The 14597-nt window shown below is 60.7% G+C and carries 14 protein-coding genes and 1 pseudogene; 9 read left to right on the top strand and 6 right to left on the bottom strand.

Going from position 1 to position 14597, the window contains the following annotated elements; translation table 11 throughout:
* Positions 1 to 7 precede the first annotated feature (7 nt).
* The 3 genes from AC1RPZ_RS07140 to AC1RPZ_RS07130 all read right to left on the bottom strand — a co-directional run bounded on the left by AC1RPZ_RS07140 (position 8) and on the right by AC1RPZ_RS07130 (position 2852).
* Entirely contained in the window at positions 8 to 520 is a 513-nt protein-coding gene (locus AC1RPZ_RS07140; RefSeq protein ID WP_493136198.1) for a hypothetical protein, read from the bottom strand.
* A 92-nt stretch (positions 521 to 612) separates the two neighbouring features.
* On the bottom strand, positions 613 to 2139 hold the full coding sequence (locus AC1RPZ_RS07135; RefSeq protein ID WP_493136196.1) for a sensor histidine kinase: 1527 nt from the start codon (positions 2137 to 2139) through the stop codon (positions 613 to 615).
* Positions 2136 to 2852 carry a response regulator transcription factor gene (locus AC1RPZ_RS07130; RefSeq protein ID WP_493136194.1) on the bottom strand — a complete coding sequence of 239 codons (717 nt, stop codon included), beginning with the start codon at positions 2850 to 2852 and terminating at the stop codon, positions 2136 to 2138. The genes AC1RPZ_RS07135 and AC1RPZ_RS07130 overlap by 4 nt, the downstream gene beginning before the upstream one ends.
* 152 nt (positions 2853 to 3004) lie before the next feature.
* Between AC1RPZ_RS07130 and msrB the strand changes: the two genes are divergently transcribed.
* The 3 genes from msrB to msrA all read left to right on the top strand — a co-directional run bounded on the left by msrB (position 3005) and on the right by msrA (position 6164).
* Complete coding sequence (gene msrB / locus AC1RPZ_RS07125) at positions 3005 to 3523, top strand: peptide-methionine (R)-S-oxide reductase MsrB (protein ID WP_493136192.1); 519 nt, start codon at positions 3005 to 3007, stop codon at positions 3521 to 3523.
* Between the two features lie 44 nt (positions 3524 to 3567).
* Entirely contained in the window at positions 3568 to 5373 is a 1806-nt protein-coding gene (locus tag AC1RPZ_RS07120) for a cytochrome c biogenesis protein DipZ (protein ID WP_493136191.1), read from the top strand.
* 83 nt (positions 5374 to 5456) lie between these two features.
* Entirely contained in the window at positions 5457 to 6164 is a 708-nt protein-coding gene (gene msrA / locus AC1RPZ_RS07115) for a peptide-methionine (S)-S-oxide reductase MsrA (protein ID WP_493136189.1), read from the top strand.
* A 12-nt stretch (positions 6165 to 6176) separates the two neighbouring features.
* On the opposite strand, the gene AC1RPZ_RS07110 is transcribed toward msrA, so the two are convergent.
* Complete coding sequence (locus AC1RPZ_RS07110) at positions 6177 to 7100, bottom strand: LysR family transcriptional regulator (RefSeq protein WP_493136187.1); 924 nt, start codon at positions 7098 to 7100, stop codon at positions 6177 to 6179.
* Positions 7101 to 7202: 102 nt separating this feature from the next.
* On the opposite strand from AC1RPZ_RS07110, the gene AC1RPZ_RS07105 reads away from it, so the two are divergent.
* On the top strand, positions 7203 to 8378 hold the full coding sequence (locus tag AC1RPZ_RS07105) for an aspartate aminotransferase family protein (protein WP_493136185.1): 1176 nt from the start codon (positions 7203 to 7205) through the stop codon (positions 8376 to 8378).
* A 130-nt stretch (positions 8379 to 8508) separates the two neighbouring features.
* Here the strand turns inward: AC1RPZ_RS07105 and AC1RPZ_RS07100 are convergent, their stop codons facing one another.
* Both AC1RPZ_RS07100 and AC1RPZ_RS07095 read right to left on the bottom strand, forming a co-directional pair.
* Positions 8509 to 9087 (bottom strand): DedA family protein, encoded by a 579-nt coding sequence (locus AC1RPZ_RS07100; protein ID WP_493136183.1) that lies wholly within the window; start codon positions 9085 to 9087, stop codon positions 8509 to 8511.
* 172 nt (positions 9088 to 9259) lie between these two features.
* Positions 9260 to 9523, bottom strand: coding sequence for a hypothetical protein (locus AC1RPZ_RS07095; protein WP_493136181.1), 264 nt, complete (start codon positions 9521 to 9523; stop codon positions 9260 to 9262).
* A gap of 212 nt (positions 9524 to 9735) precedes the next feature.
* Here AC1RPZ_RS07095 and AC1RPZ_RS07090 point away from each other — a divergent pair, with 212 nt between their 5' ends.
* From AC1RPZ_RS07090 to AC1RPZ_RS07070, 5 genes and pseudogenes are all read left to right on the top strand, one after another.
* A complete protein-coding gene (locus AC1RPZ_RS07090; RefSeq protein WP_493136179.1) occupies positions 9736 to 10446 on the top strand; it encodes a response regulator in 711 nt (236 codons plus the stop codon).
* Between the two features lie 8 nt (positions 10447 to 10454).
* On the top strand, positions 10455 to 11792 hold the full coding sequence (locus AC1RPZ_RS07085) for a sensor histidine kinase (protein WP_493136177.1): 1338 nt from the start codon (positions 10455 to 10457) through the stop codon (positions 11790 to 11792).
* Positions 11793 to 11919: 127 nt separating this feature from the next.
* Positions 11920 to 12708 carry a hypothetical protein gene (locus tag AC1RPZ_RS07080; protein WP_493136175.1) on the top strand — a complete coding sequence of 263 codons (789 nt, stop codon included), beginning with the start codon at positions 11920 to 11922 and terminating at the stop codon, positions 12706 to 12708.
* Between the two features lie 113 nt (positions 12709 to 12821).
* Complete coding sequence (locus AC1RPZ_RS07075) at positions 12822 to 13943, top strand: alginate lyase family protein (protein ID WP_493136173.1); 1122 nt, start codon at positions 12822 to 12824, stop codon at positions 13941 to 13943.
* Between the two features lie 88 nt (positions 13944 to 14031).
* A pseudogene (locus AC1RPZ_RS07070) lies at positions 14032 to 14583 on the top strand (sensor histidine kinase); the annotation flags it as partial.
* Positions 14584 to 14597: the final 14 nt, after the last annotated feature.

The following is a 14597-nucleotide window of genomic DNA, read 5'->3' as shown; positions in this document are numbered from 1 at the left end:
CTTTTCTTTACGCGACGGAAGTGTTTTTGAGTGCCAGCAGCGCCATCAACTCACAGTACAGCGTGATTGCCCGGCCGCAAAAGAGCCCGACCGTAAACCCCGAGGCGGTGCCGGTGAGCGCCAGCATCTGCACGCTGACCGAGCGTTCCGGGTGAACGGCGGCTTGATAGCCGATGAAGTATTTCACCGCAAAGAACAGCAGCGAGATGCAGAGGATCTTCCAGGTGCCGGGAACGATCAACCCTTTACCGTCGCTGTCCAGCGTCACCCCGCGGCGTGAGAACAGCGTAATCGCCGTCAGACTGCCCAACGCGATGCCGGCCACCCAACTGCCCAGCGCCAACTCGGTGTGTTCGTGGTAGTTCAGCGAGAAGAACGACCAGATCGTCAGGATGCCCGGTGTGATCAGCAGGGAGAGTTTGCTTTCCCGGCTGGGCGTTCTGGCCCTGAGCCCGTAATAACAGATCAGCAGGAAAACCCCGTAAACCCATAGCGGCGTGCCTTGCAGGGTATCGAGCATCAGTGGATACCTGCGCGCGGTTGAGGCGGGGTGGTTTGGTAAAACATGGTCAGCGTCCTTGCTAGAGTAGGGGTGTCAGGGAGGCTAGCGGATTATCGCTGGGGCGAGTTCAAATTCATCGAACGAACCGCCAACGCGCTCGCCGTTTCCTCATCCACCGGTAACGAAAAGCGGAAGGTCGCGCCCTGGCCCGGCATATCAATCAAGCGAATTTCGCGGCCATGCAGTTGTAGAATCCGGTGCACGATGCGCAATCCCAAACCGCCGTCACGGCGCGCACCGCCAATGTTGAACGGACGCAGGAACAAGCCTTCGCGCAGTTCTGCGGCGATGCCCGGGCCGCTGTCGCTGACGGTGATCTCGACGAACTTGCCTTGGGGGGCGAGGCTTATATCAATCTCCCCGCCGCCGGGTGTGTGACGCAAGGCGTTGTCGAACAGGTTGGTCAGTACGCGCTCGATCAACCCAAGGTCGGCGCATACCGCCGATACATTCGGTGCGAAGCTCGCCTTGAGCTGCACTTGCCGGGCTTCGGCGGTCAGCTCGAATTTCTGAAAGATGTCCTGCACCAGATCAGTCAGTGAAAAGCGCTCAAGCACCGGCTGGACGAAGCCGTGCTCCAGGCGCACCAACTCCAGCAACGACTGCGCCAGACCGCCGACCTTGCGGCTCTGGTCGAGGGCGATGCCCAGGTAGCGGCGGCGCTCGGCCGGGGTCAGGCTGGCGTCTTTCAGTGACAGGGTTTCGAGGTAGCCATGCAGCGATGCCAGCGGTGTGCGCAAGTCGTGGGAGATATTGGCGACCAGCTCGCGACGCTCCTGATCCTGACGGGTCAGGGAGCGCCATTGTTCACCCAGACGGTTTTGCATCTGCCGGAACGCGGCATCGAGCACGGCGATTTCGTCGTGGCTGGTGAGGGTGTCCGGTGTGCCTGATGGCGCCGGCGACGGCGGGGCGACCGGGGCGCCGTCGATGTCGAAATGCGCCACCGTGTCGGTCAAACGGCGCAGCGGTCGGGTGATCAGGGTAAACGCGGTGAGACCGGCAATCAGGCACAGTAACGCGACCATACCGATCGACCACAGCGCGGTGTTCAGCGCCACGCTGGTGGCACCGCGTTCGGCGAAGCGGTCGTGTTCTTCGCTGAGCAGCACCACGTAGAGATAGCCGGCTTGCTGACCGTTGACCTTGAGCGGTGCAGCGCTGAACACCTTGCGCCCGTCGACGCTGCGCGGGTCGTCGCCGAGAATCGGCAGGGCCTCACCGTTGAGCAAGCGCCACACGGGCGTCAGATCGACCTGCTCGCGCCGCAGGTGGCCTTCGGGTGCCGCATTGCCGACCACCCGGCCGCTGCTGTCGAGCAGATAGACCTCGACACTCGGGTTCACCAGCATCAACTGGCTGAACAACTCACGCAGCGCATCGGGTTTCAAGCCATTGGCGTCCATCAACTGGGTGTCGTGGGCGATGTGCTGCGCCAGATCCCGGGACAAGCCTTGCACCACTTCCAGCTCATGCATGTGGTTGGAGCGCACCTGCATCCACACCGAGGTGCCGCTGCACACCAACAGCAACAGAGCGAACACCGCCGACAGGCGCTGGGTGAGTGTCAGTCTCATGGCTGCTCCTGCGCCGGGGCGAATTTATAGCCACGGCCCCACACCGTGAGAATGCGCACCGGCTGTGCCGGATCGGTTTCGATCTTGGCCCGCAGCCGATTGATGTGGGTGTTGACGGTGTGCTCGTAGCCTTCGTGGCTGTAACCCCAGACGGCGTTCAGCAGGTCCATGCGCGAGAAGACCTTGCCTGGCTGCCGGGCGAAAAAGTACAGCAGGTCGAACTCGCGTGGGGTGAGGTCCAGGCGCTTGCCGTCGAGCGACACGTCGCGGGTAATCGGGTCGATGAACAGTCCGTCGCTGGTCAGGCTGCCAGCGTCCATTCTCAGGTTGCGGGCCATGGCGTCGACCCGCCGCAACAGGGCCTTGACCCGTGCCACCAGTTCAAGCATCGAAAACGGTTTGGCCAGGTAATCGTCGGCCCCCAGCTCCAGGCCGAGGATGCGGTGCACTTCGCTCGACCGGGCGCTGGTGATGATGATCGGGGTGTAACGGGCCATGGCGCGGGCGCGGCGGCAGATTTCCAGACCGTCGACGCCTGGCAGCATCAGGTCGAGAATCAGTGCATCCCAACTGCCTTGTTCGAGCAGGCGCAAGCCTTCGTTGCCATCGGCGCTGTGCACGACCTCGAACTGCTCGTCGCGCAGGTGCAGGCAAATCAGGTCGGCGATGTGTTTGTCGTCCTCGACCACCAGGACGCGTTTGGGTTGATCCATCTGGGCTTAATCCTGTTGCGCAGTGCACGTATTGTGCGGGGTTTTCCCTCGGCGAGTTATCACGAATTGTTTAACTCCACGTGAGGATTTGGCGATCAACTCAAGCCTAGGCTGTGTTCCATGTAAACCACGGCGAATTTAGGGAGACGGCCATGTTTTCACGGCGACAGATTCTTCTAACGGGCGGCGGGCTGGGCCTTGCGGCGCTGGTGGCCGGTGTATTGCCAAAAATGACCGTGCGCTCGGCGCTGATCGGCGAGGCGAGCGCCGCCGAGACCTTCGAGGTCACTCACAGCGATGCCGAATGGCACGCGCTGCTCAGCGCCGAGCAGTACGACATCCTGCGCAAGGAGGGCACCGAACGGGCCTACTCCAGCGCACTGAACAACGAACACCGCGAGGGTATTTTTGCCTGCGCAGGCTGCGATCTGGCGCTGTTCTCATCGAACACCAAATTCGACAGCCGTACCGGTTGGCCGAGTTTCTGGGCGCCTTTGGAACATGCAGTCGCGACCCGCGAGGACCGCTCATTCGGCGTGCTGCGCGAAGAGGTTCATTGTCGACGTTGCGGCGGGCACTTGGGCCATGTGTTCAACGACGGGCCAAAACCGACCGGTCTACGCTACTGCATGAACGGTCTGGCAATGACCTTTAAGCCGCAATCGGCCTGACACCATGGGCAGGTTTTTTCCTTCACTTCATACAGGTCCTTGTTATGTGGCTTCTGGTCCTCGCTTATCTCGGTGGTGTGCTGACGATTCTCAGCCCGTGCATTCTGCCGGTACTGCCCTTTGTCTTCGCTCGCACCGGGCAGCCGTTTATCAAGAGTGGCTTGCCGCTGTTGGCGGGGATGGCGCTGACCTTCGCGCTCGTCGCCTCGTTGGCGGCGGTGGGCGGCGGTTGGGTGGTGCAACTCAATCAGTACGGTCGCTGGCTCGCGTTGCTGTTCGTAGCACTGTTCGGGCTGACGCTGCTGCTGCCACAACTCGCCGAACGGCTGACGCGGCCACTGGTGGCGGCCGGCAGTCGGCTGTCGGAAGTGGCGGGCGCCGATGCCCGACCGCGTCCGGGCGCTTCGTTGCTGATCGGCGTCGCCACCGGCCTGCTGTGGGCACCGTGCGCCGGGCCGATCCTCGGGCTGGTGCTGACCGGCGCTGCGTTGCAAGGGGCAAGCATCGGCACCACCTTGCTGTTGCTGGCCTACGCGCTGGGCGCCGCCACTTCCCTCGCGGTCGCCTTGCTGCTGGGCGGTAGAGTCTTCGCGGCGATGAAACGTTCGATCGGCGCCGGTGAGTGGCTGCGCCGTGGCTTGGGGGCCGCGATGCTGGCGGGTGTGGCGGCCATCGCGTTGGGGCTGGATACCGGGATTCTGGCGCGGGTGTCGACTGCGTCTACCGGTGGGCTTGAGCAAGCGTTGGTCGGTCGACTGGCGGCCAAATCGTCAACCCATAGCGGGGCAATGATGGCGCAGGTTCCATCGCTTGATCAGCCGGGCTCCAGCATGATGGCCGCCGGCGGTGCGATGAAAATGGCCGCCAAAGAATCCGCGACGCTGCCCGTCGAAGGCAATCTGCCGTCGCTGGACGGCGCGGTGCAGTGGCTCAACTCGCCGCCGCTCAGTGCTCAAGCGTTGAAGGGCAAAGTGGTGTTGGTGGATTTTTGGACCTACTCCTGCATCAACTGCTTGCGCACCTTGCCGTATGTCAAAGCCTGGGCCGAGAAGTATCGCGATCAGGGCCTGGTGGTGATTGGCGTGCATGCGCCGGAGTTCGCCTTCGAACGGGATGTGGGCAATGTGACCAAGGCCATGAAGGACCTGGGCATTACGTATCCGGTGGCCATCGACAACGACTACAGGATCTGGCGCGCTTTCAACAATGAATACTGGCCGGCGCACTATTTTGCCGACGCTCAGGGCCGCATTCGCTATCACCATTTTGGTGAGGGCAACTACGCCGAATCGGAGCGGGTGATTCAGCAACTGTTACGCGAAGCCGGCGCGGCGAAAGTTGCCGATGGTCTGATCGACGCCAGCGCTCAAGGCGTGCAACGGGCGTCAGACATGAACGAAGTCCGTTCGCCGGAAACCTACGTCGGCTACCAGCGTTCGGAGCATTTTGTACCTGAGGCGAGCCTCGCGCCGGACAAGGTTGCCGCGTACAGCGCGCCCTCGACGTTGGCGCTGAATGACTGGACGCTGGACGGTCAATGGAGCGTCGGTTCGGAACGTGCCACGTCGGCGGCCCCGGCCAGTCGCATCGTTTACCGCTTCCATGCCCGTGACCTGCACCTGGTGCTGGGGCCGGGCGCCGACGGCAAACCGGTGCGTTTCAAAGTCATGATCGACGGCAAAGTCCCCGGCGATGCCCACGGCACCGACGTCGCACCGGATGGCAGCGGCCGTGTGACCGAACAACGTCTCTACCAGTTGGTGCGCCAACCCGGCGACGTGGCAGATCGGACCTTCAGCATCGAGTTCCTTGACCCGGGCGTGTCGGCGTATGCGTTTACCTTTGGTTGATGAAATTGCAGCCCCGTAGGAGCTGCCGAAGGCTGCGATCTTCTCCAGCACACCGTGAATCTACTTATGCAGGAGTCATCATCATGAAAACCCTTTTCCCGTGGCGCCAGACCCTGCTCGGGCTGGCCGTCGCCGCAGTCGCAGGTCAATGTCTGGCCTTTTCATTCGGCGCTGCCGAGGACGCGGTCGCTATCGCGCCGCCAGCCCTCGACGAAACCCCCAAGGCCAATAGCGAAACGGCGGTGTTCGCCGGTGGCTGCTTCTGGGGTGTTCAAGGCGTGTTTCAGCATGTCAAAGGCGTCAAGAATGCGGTATCCGGTTACGCCGGAGGCGCAGCAAACACCGCGCAATACGAGCGCGTCAGCGATGGCGATACTGGCCATGCTGAATCCGTCGAAGTCACGTTCGACCCTGCTCAGGTGAGCTACGGTACCTTGCTGCAAATCTACTTCTCGGTGGCTCACAACCCCACCGAACTCAACCGCCAAGGGCCCGACACCGGCACCCAATACCGCTCGGCGATCTTTGTGGAAAGTGCCGAACAACAGAAAGTCGCTCAGGCCTACATCGCACAGTTGGATGCCGCGCATGCCTTCAACAAACCGATCGTGACCAAACTCGAAACCTACAACGGCTTCTACCCGGCAGAGGCCTACCATCAGAACTTCCTGACGGAGCATCCAACGTATCCCTACATCGTGATCAACGATCTGCCGAAAGTAGCGCAGCTCAAACAGCTCTATCCGCAGCGCTATCAGGAACAGCCGGTATTGGTGAAAAGCGGGCTCTAACGGGAGTGGGTATCAGGTTGCCTGGACATCGAGGTGCTTGCCCCACTTCTCTAGCGCAAACTCGACAAAGCTTCGCAGCTTTGGCAGCCGGTATCGGTCCTGCGCGTAGATCAGATTCATCGGGCGGCGGGGCAGTTGATAGTCCTGCATCAGTGCCACCAGCTTCCCTTCCCGAAGGTCTTGATCCACCAGTGCATCCGGCAGCATCACCACGCCCATTCCGGTGCGCGCCGCCTGGTGCATGCCTGATGAACTGTTGATCAGCATCGGCCCGCTCACAGCAACGACGATCTCCCCGTCGGGTCCACTCAGGCGCCACTGTTTTTCCACCGAACGCCATTCATCGCCCGCCGGGTAGGCGAAGGCCAGGCAATCGTGATCGGCCAGCTCCTCCGGCTTTTGCGGTGTGCCACGGCGTGCCAGATACGCCGGCGAGGCACACATCGTCAGGGTGTAATCCTCCAGCGGTCGGGCGATCAGGTTGGACGGTTCGGTGTTACCCAGGCGAATCGCGACATCAAAGCCGTTGTCCAGCAGATCAAGGCGTTGATTGCTCAACACCAGGTCCAGTTTGACCTGCGGGCAGCGCAGGACGAATTCGCTCAAGGCCGGCGCCAGGCGTTCTGTGCCAAAGGTCAGCGGGGCGGTGATCCGCAGCGTACCGCTGGGTTCGCCCTGGGTTTGTTCGGCCAGCCGCTCGGAGTCGGCCACCAGTCCCAGCACCTCAAGACAGCGTTGATAGTAGGTCGAGCCAAATTCGGTCAAGCGCTGACGCCGCGTCGTACGGTGCAGCAAGCTGACGCCCAGGCGTTGCTCCAGCGCTCGCAGGTGATTGCCGACCATGGTGGTCGACATTTCGCACTCCAGGGCGGCGGCGGTCATGCTGCCAGCCTCGACCACTTTCACGTAAACCGACATCGCCAGCAGTAAGTCCATTATCAAGCTCATCTTTAAAATGATTGAAGTATTCAGGCGTTTATCCAGCTCAGGTGGTTAACGATACTGCAAAAACACCGACTGATGATGGAGCTTGATGTCATGACCACCGCCTGCCTGATGACCACTTATCAACCCCTGGCCTTGAGCTTTACCAAAGGGCTGGGCACACGCCTGTGGGATCAGGCCGGTCGCGAGTATCTGGATGCGGTGGCGGGCGTGGCGGTGACCAACGTCGGCCACTCGCACCCGAGGGTGGTCAGCGCTATCAGCGAACAGGCCGGCCTGTTGCTGCATACATCCAACCTGTACAGCATCGACTGGCAGCAACGGCTGGCGGAAAAACTGACACAGCTGTCCGGTCTTGACCGGGTGTTTTTCAACAATTCTGGTGCCGAAGCCAATGAGACCGCGTTGAAGCTGGCGCGGCTGTACGGTTGGCATAAAGGCGTCGAGCAGCCGTTAGTGGTGGTGATGGAAAACGCCTTTCATGGCCGCACGCTTGGCACCTTGTCGGCCAGCGATGGCCCTGCGGTACGTTTGGGATTCCAAAGATTACCGGGGGACTTCATCAAAGTCCCGTTCGGCGATCTCGCCGCGCTGGATAAGGCCCATCGGACCTACGGCCAGCGCATCGTGGCCGTTCTGATGGAGCCGATTCAGGGCGAAAGCGGCGTGCAACTCGCGCCACCCGGCTACCTGAAAGCCCTGCGCGAATTGTGCAATCGGCGCAACTGGCTGCTGATGCTCGACGAGATCCAGACCGGTATCGGCCGCACCGGGCAATGGTTCGCTTTCCAGCACGAAGGTATCGTGCCGGACGTCATGACACTGGCCAAAGGTCTGGGCAACGGCGTCCCGATCGGCGCCTGCCTGGCCCGAGGCAAAGCCGCCGAACTCTTCACCCCCGGCAGCCACGGCAGCACGTTTGGCGGAAACCCGCTGGCATGTCGGGTGGGTTGCACAGTGTTGGAGATCATCGAAGAGCAAGGCTTGCTGGAAAACGCCAAACGCCAGGGCGAACGCTTGCTTGCACGCTTGCACGCCGAACTCGATGGCGAACCGCAGGTGCTGGCGATCCGTGGCCAAGGCTTGATGATCGGCATCGAACTGGCTCAGCCCATTCGCGACCTGACCCTGATCGCCGCGCGGGATCACGGGTTGCTGATCAACGTGACACGGGGCAAGACCATCCGCTTGCTACCACCGCTGACCATTGATGAGCGGGAGGTGGAGATGATTGTGCGGGGGGTAGGGCGGGTGGTGAGAGCTGATTGATCCGTTTGAGATGTACCGACCCCTCTCGTAGGAGCTTGGCTTGCCAGCGATGGCAGTCTCACGGGTGCCATCGCTGGCAAGCCAGGCTCCTACGGTTTTTTGTCCGTCGCCAGGTACGAAGGGGCCTGATTTACTGCTGGAACTTACGCTTGTTCCTCAGGTGCAGGATCACCGCCACCACTGCAACGACCACCACAACACCCAGGGCAATCGGCAGCCGGTAAGGCTTGAGGTTGCCGAACAATTGCTGAAGTGCTTCGCCAGCCCAATAACCACCGGTGACGAACAGCGTGGCCCAGACCATTGCGCCGAACATGTTCAGCAGTGAAAAACGCAACGGTGACAGACCACTGGCACCGATCACCATCGGGCCCACCAACCGCATGCCATACAGAAAACGTACCGAAAAAACCGATGTCGACGGGTAACGATCGATCAATCCGGAGACTCGCTTGATCTGCGCTTGCTGGCGCTTGAGACGAGGCAAGAGTCGCGCGCCGAAATAACGACCGCTCCAGAACAGCAATTGATCCCCCAACATTCCGCCCGCGCTGGCCCAGGCAATCACCGGCCAGAGCTTCAGCAAATGCTGATGCGCCGCCATGCCGCCCAATATCAGGATGGTTTCGCCTTCCATGACACAGCCAAGGAAAACCGCCCAGTAGCCGTAGGTCGCGAGGAGGTGGTTGAGGTCTATGTGCGCGAACATGGGCGGTTGACGACCTTTTGAGATTCATGAGGGTTAGGCAATTGTGGCTCGTTATCGGGTGACTTCGTGGTGATTTTTGTTACGTGTGGAGCAAATTGGACTCCTTTCGCCGTTGTAGACGGGCGCGAGTGAGTCGTGCGCGGTGTTTCGATTGAGCAAGGAATGGCAGGGCTCAAGCCGATGCCGAAGCGCCCTGCACCAAAGTCTGCGCCTCACCATGTTCAATCACCCAGCGCAACAGGTCGCTCACCGGCACGCGGTGGCTGCGTTCGACCCATTGCAGGCCGTCGGGGCTGTAATGTTCGGTGTAGCGGGTGAGGATCATCTCGCGCTGGTCACTCGACAGCCGCAGGCTGACTTCGCGGCAGTGCAGGTTGGCGTTGGCGTGTTTCACCACGCGTTGTTGCAGGATCAGGGGCTGGTTTTCAGAGATCATCGGTCGGGGCTTCCTGGCAGCGGTGTACGCGTGAGCAAGGGCAAGAGCAAACAGTCTTCGGGAATAGGTGCCAGATGCTGACATTCGGGTCTTGCGCAAAGATGTCTGCTTTTTTACCGCGATGTCGCTTTGTTACCCGATTGAAATATATGACGGGCTGCGCCGAATGGTTTTAGATGTGGGTTCTTTCAGGCCATAAGTGATGCCCGCTGGTGAGCAGTCTTTTGATCGTGGACGACGACCTTGAGGTCCTCGCGCTGCTGAAGAAGTTTTTTGTGCAACAAGGCTATGCGGTGGAAGTTGCCACCGATGGCGTTGCGATGTGGGCGGCGATTGAGCGCCAGGCGCCGGATCTGATCATTCTCGACCTGATGCTGCCGGGCGAGAACGGGTTGACGCTGTGCCAGCGCCTGCGCCAGCAATACCCGACGCCGGTGATCATGTTGACCGCCATGGGTGAGTTGAGTGATCGGGTGGTCGGGCTGGAGATGGGCGCCGATGACTACCTGAGCAAACCGTTCGACGCCCGGGAGCTGCTGGCCCGGGTGCGCGCGGTGTTGCGCCGGGCGGGGGAAAGCCTCCCGCTGACCGGGGAAGCGCCACGCCCGCTGATCAAATTCGCCGACTGGCAACTGGACCTCACCCGTCGGGAACTGCGCTCACCGGATCAGGTGATGATCCCGCTGTCGGCCGGGGAGTTCGACTTGCTGCTGGTGTTTGTCGAACATCCACAGCGCATTCTCACTCGGGAGCAGTTGCTGGACCTGGCTCGGGGCCGCACGCATGAGGCGTTCGATCGCAGCATCGACGTTCAGGTCAGCCGCTTGCGGCGCAAACTGGAGTACGACACCAAGCGCCCCGAGATGATTCGTACCGTGCGCAACGGCGGGTATCTGTTCACCCCCAGCGTGACCCGCCAGTGAAAAAACTCATGGCCGCTTTGCGTCTGCGCCCGCGTGACACCGTGGCCCGCTGGATCGCCCTGACCACCCTCATCGCGATGCTCACGTCGCTGGCGTTCAACGCGCTGTTTATTCAGTTGGCCGGCGTCTGGGCTTATCCACCGTTGGCCGAGACTGGCCTGTTGGAAAAAACCGCGTCCATTACCCGGATGATCGAAGCCTCGCAAGCATCTCAGCGCGAACACCTTGTCGAGGCCGCCAGCAATGACGCTTTTAGCGTGAGTTGGCATGCCACCCGTCAAGGCCTCGACTTGCCGGATACTCCCGAAGCGGCTTACCGCACGGCCTCACCTGAAGCCCAGCGTCTGTTCAACACGCCGACCCGCCGGGTCGAAGCCTATCAACCCGGCGACTGGCCACAGAAGAACGGTCACTACGCTTTGCTGGTGCAACTGGCGGATGAGTCCTGGCTGATGTTCAGCGTGCCGTCCCGCAGCTGGGGGCTGGCGGAAGGGCCGCGAACCCTGATCGTGATTCTGCTGGTGCTGCTGTCGACCAGCGTCGTGGCGCTGATCGCCACCCGGCGTCTGGCCAAACCCTTGCAGCAATTCGCCCTAGGCGCCCGACGCTTTGGCGTCGACTTTCGCGCCCCGCCCATCGACCCGGTCGGCCCGCATGAAATCCGTCAGGCGATCCTCGCGTTCAATGCGATGCAGGCCCAGTTGCAGCACTTCATCAAAGACCGCACGCAGATGCTTGCTGCCATCTCCCACGACCTGCGCACCCCCCTGACCCGAATGCGCTTGCGCGGCGAATTCATCGAAGACCCCGAGCAGCAACAACGGCTGTTTCGCGACGTCGACGAAATGCAGGCCATGATCAACTCCGCCCTGGAATTCTTCCGCGACGACGCCCGCCTGGAACAGGCAACTCAGTTCGACCTGGCTGAACTGCTGCAAACCCTGATCGACGACTACCGCGACCAGTCCATCGACATCACCTTCAGCGGCCCACCCCGGCTGGTCTACTTCGGCCGCCCGCTGGGGTTGAAACGGGTGATCACCAATTTGCTGGATAACGCGATCAAGTACGCCAGTGAACCGGCGATTGAACTGTGCCAAGAGGATGAACAGGTGATCGTTCGGATACTCGACCGCGGGCCGGGGATTCCGGCTGACAGTTATGAACAGGTGTTTGCACCGTTCTTTCGGCTGGAAGGGTCGCGGAATAAGAGCACGGGGGGCGTGGGGCTGGGGTTGTCGGCGGCGCGGGCGATTGTGTTGGAACACGGCGGCACGCTGACCGTGCGCAATCGGACAGGGGGAGGGTTGGAGGCGCGGGTGGTGTTGCCGGTGCAGGTGGGGTAGAGAGGATTTATGCGGGGACAGACGTGCTGTTCCTGAAAGGTTTTTTCGTACAGAACCAAGTGAACTTTGGGCAATCCAACAGCAAGTGCCAACCAAGGCGCCGAATCATCTGGCCTAAGGATCAATAGTGAAAGCCCTTATGCAAACCAAGGTCCTCCTGGCGCTCGCCATCTTTTGTGGGGCCCTGCAAACATCCGGTTGCGCGCCTACAACCCGGTCGGCACTTGGCGCATCGTCGCCACCCAGCTTCGTGATCGGACCTGAGGCAGGTGATCCCCATTCCCATGCTGCATTCCCGAAGACGCCCAACGACATCATCAAGGTGTCGTCACAGGTACGCGTGACGACAGCCGTCGGTGAGGGGCTGAACTTCTTTGCAATTCAAGTCAATTTCCCGAATAAGACCTGGGCACACGGTGGCCCCCAGTTGGTGAACGGCCGCTATCAAATGAATTGGGGCGGACTGGTGAGCCGCGGCGGTGGCGCGACCGACTATCGGGAGGAAGACCCTGCTGCGGATCTCCGCCTGATGCAGAACGCTGCCGATTTGGAGCGCAGTCACGTGTATCCGTGGGTGACGGGCAAAGAGTACGTGCTCACGATCGAAAGGGGGAGACAGATAACGTTTCCGCCAGGCGTGTACGTCTTCATCGGTTCTGGCCCGCCGGTTTCAGTTCCCTATGTGCGCACTCTGTGGGAATGGAAGTTCACCTTGAAGCCCTCCGGAGGTGGCGATCCGGTCCAGGTGTCCACGCTGTACGATGCTGCTGATCGGATAGCCAGTTTCTATATCTGGAACGAGTGTGGCTATGGCTCATGCGGCAAGGGACAGAGCGCCGTCTGGTCCATGCCGGTCTATACCAGGCTCGGCACACCTGGCGTGAAGATGCAGGCACAAACACTGAGTCGCTTTTAGAGTCACGCCGACTACGACTGCCTCGGCCAACGGCTCAGCGTTCCCTTGGGGCCTGGCCGAGGCACACCTGGAAACCTTCCATGCGTTGATAAACGCGAACGGATGCCCACTGTATGATTCTTCGTAAAATCGTGCCAAACCGGCTTCCCACCTGGGTTCGAAACCTGGCTGCCACCGTTCTCTGGATCCAGATCTGTACGGGCTGCACTGCCCAGGAAGCTCAACATGCGGCGTCTTCCAAGGTCGTAGCGCCCAGCCAGCAGGCAGCCTGGCCAAGTGCGGAACTGGTCGATTCGCTACGCGCATCACCAGGGCGGTGGTCCGCACTTCGTGCGACGTGCGATCGGAACCTCGACTACACCCCGCATCCAGTCGCTGATTTCACACCGCCGCCACATTATGTCGACCGTGCAGGCGAGCAACGCATCGCCAAGTCACTGGGAGACGACGGCCTCGTCGCCTATCAAGAGGCGCTGTGTTTTGCGCTGAGCGGCGATCGGCAATACGCGAAAACCGGTGAGCGCATACTCGATGCGTGGGCGGCTGGTGTGCAACACATCGACCGTGGGCAAGGTACCGCCGATTTCAACTTCACGTTTCCCAAGTATGTGTTGGCTGCGGTGATGCTTCGTGCTGACAGTCAGTGGCATGACGCTACGTTCAAGAGCTTCCTGCGCGAACGAGTGCTGCCCCTTTCGGTCGCATCGCGATCAAATAACTTTGGCAACTGGGGTGTGCTGCTTGAAGCCAGCAGTGCCGCCTATCTCAATGACCGCCGCCTCATGGAGAAGGCAATGAATCGCTGGAGCGCCCTGATGCTTAGTCAGGTGTCGTCAGATGGATCAATGGCGGCTGAAATCTGCCGGAGCAACACAACAGATTGGTGTGGCGGACCCGATAAAGGGGTCAACGGCCTTTCGTATACCCACTATACGTTGCTGCCCACCACACTGGCCGCGGAAGTCTTGCGCAATGAGGGCTTCAACGTTTATGCAAGCAACGCTGGTCAGCAACTTGCCTTAGCCTATGCAAGAGCAGCCGGTTGGACCTTGCATCCGGAAACCTTCCCTTACTACGCCAGTAATGGTGGGCACTTGAACGGTGTGCGCAACGCGGCATATTTCCGGATTTTGCAGCACAGGATTCCCAATACCGACGGTAGTGCGGCCATTCACCAGGGCAATCTCGGAATGGATGGATACGAAATCGCCTTGTTGTATGGAGAGGCTCTGTAAGTCATTGCCCGCGCTCCCCGGCCACAAAAAAACGGTGACAGACTACGTTTTCTCACACCCATAATCGTGGTCTGTCCCGTATTTCCTGTATGAAATTCGTCAGGCGATCCTCGCGTTCAATGCCATGCAGGCCCAGTTGCAGCACTTCATCAAAGACCGCACGCAGATGCTCGCCGCCATCTCCCACGACTTGCGCACCCCGCTGACCCGCATGCGCCTGCGCGGTGAATTCATCGAAGACCCCGAACAGCAACAACGACTGTTTCGCGACGTCGACGAAATGCAGGCGATGATCAACTCCGCCCTGGAATTCTTCCGCGACGACGCTCGCCTGGAACAGGCAACCCAGTTCGACCTGGCCGAACTGCTGCAAACCCTGATCGACGACTACCGCGACCAGTCCATCGACATCACCTTCAGCGGCCCACCCCGACTGGTCTACTTCGGCCGCCCGCTGGGGCTGAAACGGGTGATCACCAACTTGCTGGACAACGCGATCAAGTACGCCAGTGAACCGGCGATTGAACTGTGCCAAGAGGATGAACAGGTGATCGTTCGGATACTCGACCGCGGGCCGGGGATTACGGCTGACAGTTATGAACAGGTGTTTGCACCGTTCTTTCGGCTGGAAGGGTCACGAAAATAAATCAGTCC

It is taken from the genome of Pseudomonas sp. GW822-FHT02D10 (genome assembly GCF_058802345.1).
Note: the sequence above shows the minus strand (reverse complement) of the source record. Positions and strands in the feature narration are given on the sequence as shown.

Excerpts from the sequence above, each read along its gene's own strand:
- AC1RPZ_RS07140 (WP_493136198.1), bottom strand. The coding sequence starts at position 520 with ATGCTCGATACCCTGCAAGGCACGCCGCTATGGGTTTACGGGGTTTTC.
- AC1RPZ_RS07135 (WP_493136196.1), bottom strand. The coding sequence starts at position 2,139 with ATGAGACTGACACTCACCCAGCGCCTGTCGGCGGTGTTCGCTCTGTTG.
- AC1RPZ_RS07130 (WP_493136194.1), bottom strand. The coding sequence starts at position 2,852 with ATGGATCAACCCAAACGCGTCCTGGTGGTCGAGGACGACAAACACATC.
- msrB (WP_493136192.1), top strand. The coding sequence starts at position 3,005 with ATGTTTTCACGGCGACAGATTCTTCTAACGGGCGGCGGGCTGGGCCTT.
- AC1RPZ_RS07120 (WP_493136191.1), top strand. The coding sequence starts at position 3,568 with ATGTGGCTTCTGGTCCTCGCTTATCTCGGTGGTGTGCTGACGATTCTC.
- msrA (WP_493136189.1), top strand. The coding sequence starts at position 5,457 with ATGAAAACCCTTTTCCCGTGGCGCCAGACCCTGCTCGGGCTGGCCGTC.
- AC1RPZ_RS07110 (WP_493136187.1), bottom strand. The coding sequence starts at position 7,100 with ATGGACTTACTGCTGGCGATGTCGGTTTACGTGAAAGTGGTCGAGGCT.
- AC1RPZ_RS07105 (WP_493136185.1), top strand. The coding sequence starts at position 7,203 with ATGACCACCGCCTGCCTGATGACCACTTATCAACCCCTGGCCTTGAGC.
- AC1RPZ_RS07100 (WP_493136183.1), bottom strand. The coding sequence starts at position 9,087 with ATGTTCGCGCACATAGACCTCAACCACCTCCTCGCGACCTACGGCTAC.
- AC1RPZ_RS07095 (WP_493136181.1), bottom strand. The coding sequence starts at position 9,523 with ATGATCTCTGAAAACCAGCCCCTGATCCTGCAACAACGCGTGGTGAAA.
- AC1RPZ_RS07085 (WP_493136177.1), top strand. The coding sequence starts at position 10,455 with ATGGCCGCTTTGCGTCTGCGCCCGCGTGACACCGTGGCCCGCTGGATC.
- AC1RPZ_RS07075 (WP_493136173.1), top strand. The coding sequence starts at position 12,822 with ATGATTCTTCGTAAAATCGTGCCAAACCGGCTTCCCACCTGGGTTCGA.